The sequence below is a fragment of the Bradyrhizobium iriomotense genome, from assembly GCF_030160715.1.
Taxonomy (GTDB): Bacteria; Pseudomonadota; Alphaproteobacteria; order Rhizobiales; family Xanthobacteraceae; genus Bradyrhizobium; species Bradyrhizobium iriomotense.
On record NZ_BSOW01000006.1, the window covers coordinates 180,912 to 192,802 of the forward strand.

An 11,891-nucleotide genomic window follows, 5' to 3' on the forward strand; every position below is an offset into this window, starting at 1 on the left:
AATGCCCAGCGCCTCCTCAGACATTGTAGACGTCAGCCTTGTAGCGGCTGAGATTGGACGGATTGGTGAACCAGCTCACCGTCTTTTCCATGCCGCGGCGCATACCCTCTACGCCGCCGAACTCCGGAGCCCAGCCGAGCTGCTGGCGTGCCTTGGAATTGTCGGCCCATAGGCGCTCGACCTCACTGTTGGCAGGGCGCAAGCGAGCTTCGTCGGTTTCGATCTCGATGCTCGTTCCCATCACGTCGGCGATCATCTGCGCCGTCGCGCCAACCGAGATCTCGAAGCCGCTGCCGAGATTGATGGTCTGGCCGACGGTCTGCTCCGCCGGTGCAGTAAGGCCGGTGATCAAGCCGCGCGCGGTGTCGGTGACGAAGGAGAAGTCCCGCGTCGGGCTGACGGCACCGAGCCGGATCCTGCGCTTGCCGGTTGCGATCTGGCTGATGATCGTGGGGATGACCGCGCGCGCCGATTGCCGCGGGCCAAAGGTGTTGAACGGCCGGATGACGACGACGGGCATTTCGAACGAGGCCTGGAACGACAGCGCCATCTGGTCAGATGCGATCTTGGAGGCCGAGTAGGGGGATTGGCCCACCAATGGATGGCTCTCCTTGATCGGAACGGTCTGTGCCGTGCCGTAGACTTCGCTGGTGGAGGTTTGCACGAAGCGCCGCACGCCGGCCATGCGCGCAGCCTGCAGCACGTTCACGGTGCCGCGGACATTCGTCTCGATATACGATTCAGGCGCGACATAGGAGAACGGGATTGCGATCAGCGCTGCCAGATGCAGGACGTCGGTGCAGCCGTTCGCTGCGGCAATCATGAAATGAGGATCGCGGATATCGCCGGCGACGACTTCGACCGAACTCATGATATCGGGTGCGACCGTGTCGAGCCACCCCCAGGAGTTGAAGGAGTTGTAGTAGACGACAGCCTTGACGCGGGCCCCGGCCTTCACCAGTTCCTCGACGACATGCGAGCCGATGAAGCCGTCGCTGCCGGTGACGAGGACGCGGGCGCCCTTCAGTTCTTCCATGCCGGACCCCAAACTGCGATTAATCCAGTCTTCGCAATAGGATGGCGCTATAGCACACTAGCGGTCGCGTGCAACAGATCAGCCATTCGCCGGCGCCAAATGCCCGCTTATGCAGCACTTTTTTTGAGCGGGCCGGCCGGCCCGTCTAGGCCTTGCTGGCTGAACTGAGCCGTTCCCTGACGAACGCCTCCAGGTTGCCTCCCGCAAATAGATGACCGGCCACGCCGGCGGCCTGCGCCGCCTCCATGTCGCTCGGCTTGTCGCCGATCACCATGCTGCGCGTCATGTCGATCGGGAAGCGTTTGACGAGGTCGGTAATCATGCCGGGCGCCGGCTTGCGGCGGTCGCTCGCGCGGCAATAGCCCGCGATGGTGCCCTCCGGATGATCTGGGCAATACTCGAAGGCGTCGATATGGGCGCCGACCAGCGCCATCTGGTCCGCCATCCAGCGATGCAGCGCGACGACGTGGTGCTCCTCGTAATAGCCGCGCGCTATGCCGGACTGGTTGGTGATGACGAAGGCAAAATAGCCAGCATCGTTGACGGCCTTTACGGCTTCGCGCGCGCCTTCGATCCATTCGAGCTTGTCGGCCTCGTACGCGTAGCCGGAATCACGGTTGAGCACGCCGTCGCGATCGAAGAATACGGCTGGGCGCCGCAGCCTCTCGTGCAACTCGCGGTCGGCGCGCGCGAGATCTTCAGGGATGCCGATGTCGATGAAATAGCCCCGATAGGCCGTGCCGTGCAGCGCGCCACATGCGGCAAGCTTCGGGAAGACGTCCTGTTCAAGCGAGGCGGGAAGCTTCCCGATGTCTGACACGACGGATTTGTCGACGACATATATGCCGGCATTGACCGGGCCGGTTGCACCAATGCCCGGCGCCAGGAATTCCCGAACGACGTCGGCCTCGAGGACGACGCGACCGTAACGGTCGCCTTCGACGCCGGCCCGCAGCGCCATGTGGACGCCGCCAGTACGCGCGAGAGAGATCAGGTCCAGCAGGTTGAAGTCGAACAGGGAATCGCCGTTGAGCAGCAGGAAGCGGTTGTGCAAGAGGTCACGCGCATGAATCAGCGCGCCTGCCGTCCCGAGCGGCTGCGTCTCGCGCGAGACCGCAATCCGCGCACGGCCGCGCATTACGCCGACATAATGCGCCTCGACGAGCTCGGCCTTGTGGCCGGCGAGGAGCAGAATCTCGTCGAAGACGTCGTAGCGGGCGAGTTCATCGATCAGCGTGTCGAGAAACGGCCGACTGCCGATCTCTAGCATCGGCTTCGGCACGGTCCTCGTGCGTTCGCCAAGCCGGGTGCCGAGTCCGCCAACCAGAATGACTGCTTGTCTGATCATCGCCCCGGATGGACCATTGGCAAGCTCAGAACTGATACCCGACATGCTCGGGTTGATCCCTGTAGGGATCGACGCAAATCCCTGCATTGGTGCTGAGCAGATTGCGGTGTCGCGCGAAGTGCGGGCGCCAGGGAATCTCCGACGGAATCAGCACAAACGTCACGACATCCCGGTGCTCGCGCTTGGGCGAGGTTGCCTTGTGGATGCACCCGCCGTTCTCGAACAGCAAGCGGCTACCTGTCGGTCCCTCGAGCACTTTCGTCGTGCTGGTGTCGGAAAGACGGTCAATGAACTGGTTGATGCGCTTGCGGTCGAAAAAACCCTCCTTGCGCAAATCGTCGCTGAAGGGTTTGTCCTTCACGCTGAAGGCGCCGGTATCGGCGACCACGTCGTCCAGATACACCATCAGTTTGATTTCCTGCTTCGGGCAATTGTCGAGATGCCAAAGGAAGCTCGAATCGGGTTTGTCCGGCGTCGGAAGCGTCCGATAGAAGGAAATCGCGAAGATCTTGAAATGGCTGCCGTAGTAATTCTCAACGGCAGCCTCGAGATCGTCGTCGATGAAGTCGACGATCTCGGGAAGAATCTCCAGGCCGTCGATCAGCCGAGACATGCCGATGCCGAGACCATACCCGTTGCTCTGGTCCTCGAACTGCTTGTCGACGGCCTCCCTGAGTGCGCGCAGCTTCTCCGGGGTCATACCCCTGGGCGGCGGCAACACCTCGAACCCGTTCTTCTTGAAGCGTTCTGCGGTAGCCAACTGCTCCGGCGTCGGCTTGAATCGCGGCTTCCAGCTGCGCCGAGCGGCATTTTCGTAGGCCGCGTACTTCAGATTGACCTTGAACGAATGGTTGTTGCCGAACATGGCCACGCGCGTTTTCATTCGTGCTCGTGAGGCCATCTTGCGAAGCGACTGCATTCTTGATCTCCCCCTTGTATTTAGTGCGCGCCGCCGCTGCGTTTGGTCAGGCGGAAGACGACGGAGGACGTGAAACGACCCTCGCTTTCGAAATCCTCCTTCCAGAACACGTGGCCGACATTGATGCCGAACAGCGCAATCAGGTCGTCCGGGCCATTGCCGAGATTGTTCTTGCCAAAGCGGTTGCCGGCGCCCTGGGCGAGGTGCTCAAAAGCGAAGATGATCAGGGCGCCATCCTTCGCGACACGGATTGTTTCGGCGACCGCCTTTGGAATGTCGTCGCTGTAGGTGATCACGAAAGCGCTGTAGACGGCACCGAACTGGTCGTCGCTGAACTTCAGATCGTGCATGTCCATCAGGCGCACGGCCGGAGAATAGGAAAACAGATCAATCGCCGTCAGTTTCGCCGGATCGAACCCATAGGAGACGAGCAGCATCAGCTCGGCCTCGTTGCGAGGGCCAACGACCAGCGTATCCAGTGCGCGAAGCTTCACTCCTCTGATGGAGCGAAGCAGAGCGATGACGCGCTCGGTTCGCCCGCGATTGATGATATTGATGTTGCCGAGGTTGTACGGCAGGACCTGCTCGGCAACGAAGCCACTTTCAACGCCGTCACCCTTGACGAGCTGTTTGAGCGTGTGGCCGGTGAGTCGCCAGTAGAGTCGCCTGGAATGGAACCGCAACGCAAAAACCGGCGGCAGGAGCATAAAGTAGCGCCAGGGCGACAGCAACACCGGCGATCGCGGGACCAGAAATCGGCCAACGAAATCACGCAACTTTCGCCCGCGCGACGCGCTCACCGCGGCCCCAGCACTATTTGCCGTCGTGTTCATCCTGTCGACCTGGTTGCCCGTTTCCCGGTCTCTTACCGACACTTAACGCCAGTTGCAAGACGTGCGAAGCTAGGCTTTGAGGTAGCAAGAAGGCTGGTCCTCGCGCGGTTTGTCGTCTCTTCGCGGTCTCCAGGCCCATCAACCCCGGTTCCGGACCTGTCTGACCCGGAGCAGTCCGAAGGGAAGCAGTTGCAGCCCGCGGCGGGCCAGCGTTTCTTCGAGAAATAGGGCGAGCGAGAATAGCCCAATCTTGATCCAATAGGATTGGACGGTCACGAAATTGAGCATGCCCCCGATGTACATGATGTGAAAGCCGAACAGCAGGTAGAGCGCAAGAAAAGTGGAGGCATAGTCTCCGCGCAATGTTCCTCGAACCATGACAGCCGACAGAGCAGCCGTGATGCAACCCGCCCCGAATAGGAAGGGCCAGGCGAGATAGGGCCCGAACAACTCAAAGAAAATTTCGGGAAAGCCACCAGCGAATTGAAAGCCTCCTCGAATCTGATCGGACGCGCGCGGCTCGCCGATGGATGCGAACATCAGATACTGAATCGAGGTGTTGCGGCTCGGCTCGATGGGTTCCTCGAAGAGGAAGCGAAACACCGCCGGCGAGTCAGCGTGTCCGCGTTGAAATATGCGTTCGAACGAGTCCCAACCGACCTCGCTCGGCTGTATGAGGACGCGTTCGAACGCCTGATGCCAGATTTCGCTCTGCTGGTAGCCGCGAACGTTGGCCAGGTTGTTATAGATTGCATAAAGAACGACGCCGCCGAGTATGATCGCGATGCAGGATGCTGCAAGTCGCGATTTGCTCGAAGCAAGACTTCGTCCGATCCAGGCGAAAGGTTTGCTCTGGTTTGTCAGTTGATGAGCAACGACCGCGGCCCAGGGTGCAATGAAATAGCTAAGATAGCTGTAATAGGCTGAGAACCTATTGCCGGTCAGGAATGCGTAGACCGCGAGCACGCCGAGAAGGATCAGCATACGCCAGTCGACGCGTCGCCGCCGCAAATACCCGGTAGCGAACATCAATCCCCACCAAAACGTGACCAAATTTCCGTATCGGAACAGCCAGCGATGGGCGACGCCGCCGGCATAATTGAAACGTTCGATCTTGCTGAAGAATGGTATCGTTCCTCGTCGCACGAGATCGAAATAGAGAAAGCCCAGCAGGATCAGCGACGCCGCGAAGGTCAGGTCGGCTAGCGTGATCTCTCCGGGCTGAGCCGCGTCTTGGCGGACATCGGCGCACCACGCCTCCACGGCGCTTCGCCGGAAGAAATACAGAAAAGGAGCCAGAGTCACCAAATACGCGATCGCGTGGACAACTGTCGCCGTTCCGGGGCCGACGGTTCGCACGAGCTGTGAGGAATAGACGGGCCCTTCCAGATCGATGAACATCGTGGCCGCCATGCGCCATGCGAGCGTGAAAATGATAAAGAAGAAACAGACGAAAATGACCGGTCGGCGGCCGGCAAGATAAAAGAGAAAGACGAAGAAGGAGCCCCCGCAAAGAAGGACTGCGGCCTGTTCGCCTGCCGAGATCATGGCTTGGGGTTCCGGCGTTCGCTCGTGACGTGCTCCAGGATGAGCCCGATCAGGATGACGCCGACGAGGATGCCGAGGCCGGACAGCGCCGACAGCCGTACCGTGTTGCCGGTGAGTGGACCATTCGAAAAGACTTCCGATGCTGGCGGGAAGCGGGTGGGGGCAACGAGCGCCTGGGTCGCCTCAAGTTTCCGCAGGTTCTCTCTCGTCTGATTCCAGATCGCTCCAAGGTCCGTCTTCAAAACCTCCGGATCGGGCACCGTATCATGGATGACGCGCAGTCTAGCGTCTTCCCATTTCTGCAGCTGGTTCGAGCGCTCGCGATATTCGTCGATGGTTATCTGCAGCAGCTTGACGTCTTGCTCGAGCATGCGTGCGTGCCGCTGCTCGATCTGGTCTGAGATGACGCGGTAAGCCGCGAGACAGTCCTGTGACGATCCCGCGACGAACTCGATGGCGATATCGAAGTCGTTGATGGCATTCGCCCTGAGAGTGTCGAAGACAAGGAGCTTCGATATCGCAGCGGTGTCCGTCTCAAACTTGCTCGCGCCCACGACGGTCTGACGGAATGCTGCCGACGAGATCAGACCCACCACCGACGTATACCGCTCGATCGTGCTCTGTGGATTTTGTGAGCCTTCGATCAGCAAGATTCGATTCACCGTCGAACCAATGTGAAAAACCGTCCTTGCGCGCCAGACCGGAGGATCTGGCTTGCAGAGAAGCCACACCGCGGCTGCCGCGAGCAAGCTGAAAACGCCGAGTAGCATCAGCTTCCGACTGATAGTCAAATTTTTCATACTCGACACGCACTGAGCAACATTGAGGTCCGCCAAATATGCATAGCCAGTCTTGGTAGCAAGCAATTTAGCGTTGAAGGTCGGTACAGCTGATCACGACGACAACATTTTGGCCATCGGAGAACGGCAACATAAAGGGGCCTCGCCTAAGTCCGTTCAGGACTTCCGGGTCAAGGGGAGCGTTGATCGGAAAGTACGAAAGCCTCTGTCCCCCGCTGAGCTGCAACCAGGACATGGTGCGGGGATTGATGATGGCAATCAAGTTCCATTGGCCGTGTGGTGTCTGCAGCACGTTATTCGCGTTGTTTATGAGATTTTCACGTTCAGATTGTGGCGCTGCAGAGCCCGTCTCCTCCTGTGTGCTCGGCTCCAGCGGGCTTATCTCCTTCTTCAACGGCTCGATTGGCAGCTGCTGGCTAGGCCTGACCGACTTCAGCATGCCTTCCTTCAAGCCCCAGGTGCCCATCTGAGCGCGTGCCTCGAGATTGAGGTTGGACAGCAAGGGCGCCATGGTCGCGCAGGTTCTCATGGCTGTGCGATTCTTATCTTGCTCCGGCCGCACGATCGCCGCGATGATTTCCTTGACGTCGTTGGCGATGATCGGGTGAACCGTATCCAGATTGGAAAACAGATAGAGGCCAGGCAGTCCGCCGACGGCCTTTGCCATGGCCAGTGTGAGGGGATCGGTCACGACGACGGAGTTCGGCAAATTGTCATGCAGCCAGCGATCGGTGGCGAGGTCGCTGGCATCGTAATGCGTTATGATGGCCGCGCCATCTGGAGGCCGGCCATAGCTGTACACCCTGAACAGGTTCATGATCGCGGACCGATCCATCGCAACACTGAGGCCGATAACCGTCGCGGCAGCCAGGATTTGCACCCGCCGCCGGCCCGAAAGTGTCAGTGCCGCGCAAAGCGCGGTCACGGCGAGCGCACCCATCTGCGCCGGCCGCAACATGATCTGATAAGCGCTATACGGCAGATCAGGCCACCAGCTGAACGAATAGACGCCGATGGTGAGAGCGGCGATCAGGATCAACGCAAGACCGCTGACGAGTCGCAATCGTCCGACCCGCGACGGGGCCGAGTCGATAAGCAGTTGGCAGAAGATCTCCGTCGTCGCGATCGTAAAGAGCTCCAGGACGAAAAAGAGGATGCGGTACATGAAGGGGAAGCCGGACAGCACAGCGAGGCTGAAGCCGCACGCTGCAACCCACGACCATAGTAGACGCGCGATAGAGCCGCTTTGGTCCGGATCGGCAGCCGTTCGAATAATCCGGCTCGGTGGATTCTTCAGGCTCCACCACAGGTACATCACGCCGATCATAACTGCGAACAAGGGGCCGATCGCGCGACCGAACTCAATTGCCGCAACCTCCGGTCCGGCGCCGAGCATAATCTCGTCGCCCTCGCTCATCGCCCGGCCGAGCAACACTTGGGTGACGAGAGAGAACAGTCCGTTGGCGCTCACCTTGGGAACGAATCCGACCCGCGCCGCTGCGACGTAGAGCAGAATAAGAACGCACAGCGACGGAAGCAGAAGGCTAGCGACCCACAGGGACTTCAGTCGACGGGGGGCGGGTTGCGAGACGACCTTCAACACCACGAGGTAAAGGAGCCAACTCGCGATCGCGATCAGCACGAACAGATACGAACTTCGGTGGACGAATATCAGGGCCATGGGCCACGCTGCACTCACGAGCAGAATCGGCGCAATCCTTTGCCCCATGTCTCTGCCCAGCCGACAAAGCGCATTGAGGCAGAGGAAGAGCACCGGCAAGGTCGCCAGCAACAGTGCGTTGTTGTTCAGGAGAAAGGCGACTACAGCGCCAGCGAAGGCAGCCATAGCGGGAGCAATAGTCGATGACGGGAAGATTCGACGGATCTCCGCCGGCCGCGCAGTCCTCATGAGGGTCGTCAGGAATACGAGGCTGCTGGCCAGCGCGAGGCTGCCGTTGGTCAAGATTCCGAGCGTGTTTGTGCTGATCGCAAAGAAGACAGCAAACCACTTGCGGTTGGAGTCGACGAATAGGCTGCTGGCAACGGCGTAGAAAAAGATCCCGAGGCAGAGAGACGAGAGGTAGCGATAGGTCCAGTGGAATTGCACCAGGTCAAGGCCGAACGTCCCGGACAGGAGGCCTGCAAGGGCCGCGCGGAGGTCCGAATAGGTCTGATTTGCGTAGGGATTGAGCACGCCAGTGTCGGCGAACTCCTGGGCGATCTTCATCCAGTGGACGTCGGCGCCAATGTCGGTGAAAGGGAAGTTCGAGAAGGCGCCGAACGAGCACCACCACGTCATCGTCGCGAACGGTACCGCGATGGCGGTCCAGAGCGCAATTTCCCGCAGGTCTTGCCGACGCGGCCGCCACAGCCTGTGCGTGGCAATGAAGCCCACGAGAGAGGTCAGCGACAGTACCGCGAGATCGACTTTGAGGTTGCGCTCAACGACGCAGAACAGTTGCAGAAAGGTTCCTGATCCCGGCGCGCCGATCGTAAACCCCAGGATCAGCGTCTCAAGACGACTTAGGCGGGACGCTTCGATCAGCCGGTTTGATGCCAGCATCAAGATGAAAAGTCCAAAGCCGGTCGAAATGATGAAAAGAAGTAGTGTCAGGCCAACCGTGTGTAACCACATGTCAGACCGCCCCAATGGCACTGGAAGCAATCAGTGAGAAGTTGAAAGTGCGGCCGCTCATGGCAACCGCCAATGATGCTCAGTTGGCAAATGGACTTCGATTGCTCGCATCAACGTAGCCCCCGATTTTGTCCGCAGGTCGGGGAACAGGCCGAACGATTTGGGCCGAAGTCGATCATGCTAGTCCAGTTTGGGCCCGAGGACGCGGGGGATAGGTCCCACCTGGACTCTCGTCTCGGCGAGGGCGTCAGTCAGTTTGCCGGTCTCGCAGAAGGAAACCAGGCAGCGATAGTATTGAAGGGACAGCCGGTAGTTGGTCAACACTGGTTCTCGCGGAATCAGCTCGATCCGCGCCTGGAGACCCCACGGATCGACGTTGCTGAAAGCGCTCCCGGGCATTTTTTTCATCTTGTCCACGTCTTGAAGGATCGTCGCCGGCTCGTTGCGGGCCAGGAACCCCAGCAGCGGTCTGTTGTCCCATGCCGCATGCAGGATGCCTGTCACTTCGCTCATGCCAAACCAAGTGTGGGTGGGATGTTCGAGGAAGTAGTCGATCAGGTTGAACACGGCAGCGGGTGGCTCGCGATAGGCGCGCTGCAGGCCATGAATCAGCGCATTTTGCCGGAGCCACCTCGCCTGCTGGTGGAAATAGCCATCCCAGAGGGAACAGAGGTTCACGGTCAGAAGGAGGACGACGGCAGTGAGCGCAAATGGCGTCGTTCCGGGGACCGAACGCAGAATACGGAGCACAGAGACCGCCAGCAGGCCAAGTGGAATTCCGAATAGCAGGAGATGTCGTGATTCGTAGAAGTGGCCGGTCGGTACCGCGCCAATGGCAATATAAGGGAGCAGGAGCACCGCAAAGGTCGTGAGACCGGCGACCATGAGCCAAGCTGCCGAAATCAGGCCGTCTCGCCAAGATAGCCCTGTGCGCTCGACCCGGAATGAAAGGGCGACGAACGCGAGCCCGGCGAGCGCAACGATGGCGAACAGACGATGAGTCTCGCTTGCGAGCGTCGTTGCCTGCTCCAGAAGGCGATATGTTCCCTGTTCGACAAATTGGCCGGCCGCTGCCAGAGTTGTGTCAAGGTCGGGAATACGTGCTCGGTAATATTCGGCATACGGACCTGACCTGGGAAACAGGAGCCTGGTCGAAAACCAGTAAACAAAGGGCAGCGCCAGGAAGTCCACCCAGCGTTTCAGCAGGGGAAGTGAGGCGAGGCGACGGCGATCGCCAAGCGGCGACGCAAACAAGACCGCAAGCAAGCCGATGAGATAGACCACCATCATTGAATTGATGGCGAAGCTGCAAAATAGGGCGATGAGGCTCAGTGGTCTCCACCAGATCGGTGGACTCTTCGAGGCTGCGATCGCGGCAAACAAATTCAAGCCAAGGAATACCAGCGCCAGGCTAAAGATATAGGTCGCGAGCAACTTGGCCGTCCAAACCTGAAAGCCAGCATAGGTCCAGACCAGGAGCGTCAAAAACTGCGCCTCGAAATCGGAAAAGACGCGCAGGCGTCCCAGGAAGGCCCTGAGATTGATTGCACCAATCGCTACTCCGATGATCGCCATCGTTTTCATGAAGGCGATCGGATGGCCAGAGAGATTCGCCAGTGCGCAGTAGACGTACACGATCGGATGGCCGGCGCCGTGGAGCATGAAATCGATTTGTGCCGGGTAGCCCGGCTTGATCCGAAAAATCAGCCAGTCATCTGCGATCAAGCCATTGTTGATGAGGATCGGCGCGTGCGCAAATGCGAGGGCGCATAAGAGCAGGATGACGTCTCGCCGGGGGAGCCCCTTTTGATCGACGAGGCTTTGATCAGGGTGAGACGATGTGCCCGTCAAACCGAGCCGCCCCGCTTGTTCTGGTTCCGCCGCGGCCCCCTCAAGCGAACATTGCATTTTGCCCTCATGCGGCCGCCTACCACACGCTCCTGCCGCCGTCCATCACCAGGTTCTGCCCGGTCATGTAGCTCGATGCGTCCGAGCAGAGAAACTGCACGGCCGCACGATACTCGTCGACGTCGGCCATGCGACCCATCGGGATCAGGCGCGTAAGCCGTTCGACGAAGGCTGGATCCTGGTTGTTGAAGACGCCTCCGGGCGAGATTGCGTTGACGCGGACGCCGTGGTCGGCCCAGTAGGTCGCAAGGTATTTCGTCAATCCGATCAGGCCGTGCTTGATCACGGAGTAGGTCACAGGCTTGACCGGCTGCTCCTCCTCGCGCGTGACGCCGGGCTGGCGATAGAGCCGCTGGTCCGGCGCGATCACGCCGAGATCGGAGGCGATGTTGAGGATCACGCCGCGACCGCGCCGGGCCATCTCGCCGCCGAAGACCTGGGCGCACAGCATCGCGCCGGTGAGACCGACGGCGATTTCGGTTTGCCATTGCGGCACCGGAAATGCCTCGAAGCGCGAGGAGTGCATCACGCCAGGCGCCGACGTCACCTTCGGATCGATCGCGGCGTTGTTGACGAGGATGTCGACGGTGATGCCGCGGCCCGCAAGCTGTTCGTGCGCGGCGCGCACCGAATCCTGCGACGTGACGTTGATCTCGGCCGCAATCAGATCGACCTCGGGCATGTTCTGCTTCAGTGCCGCGATGGCGGCTTCAGCCTGCCCCAGGCCGACGTCGGTGACGACAACGCGTGCGCCTGCTTCCGCAAGTGCTGCGACGTGCTGCTTGCCGAGCAGTCCACCGGCGCCGGTCACGAGCGCCGTCCGTCCGGTCAGGTCGTAGCGGGAGGAGGGGCTTGCCATGAAAA

At 60.1% G+C, this 11,891-nt stretch carries 9 protein-coding genes; all 9 read right to left on the reverse strand.

Going from position 1 to position 11,891, the window contains the following annotated elements; all coding sequences use genetic code 11:
- Positions 1–16: 16 nt before the first annotated feature.
- Entirely contained in the window at positions 17–1,036 is a 1,020-nt protein-coding gene (locus tag QQL28_RS10995; protein ID WP_284264716.1) for an NAD-dependent 4,6-dehydratase LegB, read from the reverse strand.
- A 145-nt stretch (positions 1,037–1,181) separates the two neighbouring features.
- A complete protein-coding gene (locus QQL28_RS11000; RefSeq protein WP_284264718.1) occupies positions 1,182–2,384 on the reverse strand; it encodes an HAD-IIIA family hydrolase in 1,203 nt (400 codons plus the stop codon).
- A gap of 25 nt (positions 2,385–2,409) precedes the next feature.
- The gene (locus tag QQL28_RS11005; protein ID WP_284264721.1) at positions 2,410–3,267 is read right to left on the reverse strand and encodes a hypothetical protein; all 858 of its coding nucleotides are present in this window, start codon (positions 3,265–3,267) and stop codon (positions 2,410–2,412) included.
- A gap of 56 nt (positions 3,268–3,323) precedes the next feature.
- Positions 3,324–4,079 (reverse strand): class I SAM-dependent methyltransferase, encoded by a 756-nt coding sequence (locus tag QQL28_RS11010; protein ID WP_284264723.1) that lies wholly within the window; start codon positions 4,077–4,079, stop codon positions 3,324–3,326.
- 195 nt (positions 4,080–4,274) lie between these two features.
- Positions 4,275–5,684, reverse strand: a complete 1,410-nt coding sequence (locus tag QQL28_RS11015; RefSeq protein WP_284264725.1) for a DUF6418 domain-containing protein — start codon at positions 5,682–5,684, stop codon at positions 4,275–4,277.
- Complete coding sequence (locus QQL28_RS11020; RefSeq protein ID WP_284264727.1) at positions 5,681–6,334, reverse strand: hypothetical protein; 654 nt, start codon at positions 6,332–6,334, stop codon at positions 5,681–5,683. The genes QQL28_RS11015 and QQL28_RS11020 overlap by 4 nt, the downstream gene beginning before the upstream one ends.
- Positions 6,335–6,551: 217 nt before the next feature.
- Positions 6,552–9,119 (reverse strand): hypothetical protein, encoded by a 2,568-nt coding sequence (locus tag QQL28_RS11025; RefSeq protein WP_284264729.1) that lies wholly within the window; start codon positions 9,117–9,119, stop codon positions 6,552–6,554.
- Positions 9,120–9,299: 180 nt separating this feature from the next.
- The gene (locus QQL28_RS11030) at positions 9,300–11,027 is read right to left on the reverse strand and encodes a hypothetical protein (RefSeq protein WP_284264731.1); all 1,728 of its coding nucleotides are present in this window, start codon (positions 11,025–11,027) and stop codon (positions 9,300–9,302) included.
- 19 nt (positions 11,028–11,046) lie between these two features.
- Complete coding sequence (locus tag QQL28_RS11035; RefSeq protein WP_284264733.1) at positions 11,047–11,886, reverse strand: SDR family oxidoreductase; 840 nt, start codon at positions 11,884–11,886, stop codon at positions 11,047–11,049.
- Positions 11,887–11,891: the final 5 nt, after the last annotated feature.

Excerpts from the sequence above, each read along its gene's own strand:
- QQL28_RS11035 (WP_284264733.1), bottom strand. The coding sequence starts at position 11,886 with ATGGCAAGCCCCTCCTCCCGCTACGACCTGACCGGACGGACGGCGCTC.
- QQL28_RS11025 (WP_284264729.1), bottom strand. The coding sequence starts at position 9,119 with ATGTGGTTACACACGGTTGGCCTGACACTACTTCTTTTCATCATTTCG.
- QQL28_RS11030 (WP_284264731.1), bottom strand. The coding sequence starts at position 11,027 with ATGCAATGTTCGCTTGAGGGGGCCGCGGCGGAACCAGAACAAGCGGGG.
- QQL28_RS11015 (WP_284264725.1), bottom strand. The coding sequence starts at position 5,684 with ATGATCTCGGCAGGCGAACAGGCCGCAGTCCTTCTTTGCGGGGGCTCC.
- QQL28_RS10995 (WP_284264716.1), bottom strand. The coding sequence starts at position 1,036 with ATGGAAGAACTGAAGGGCGCCCGCGTCCTCGTCACCGGCAGCGACGGC.
- QQL28_RS11000 (WP_284264718.1), bottom strand. The coding sequence starts at position 2,384 with ATGATCAGACAAGCAGTCATTCTGGTTGGCGGACTCGGCACCCGGCTT.
- QQL28_RS11005 (WP_284264721.1), bottom strand. The coding sequence starts at position 3,267 with ATGAAAACGCGCGTGGCCATGTTCGGCAACAACCATTCGTTCAAGGTC.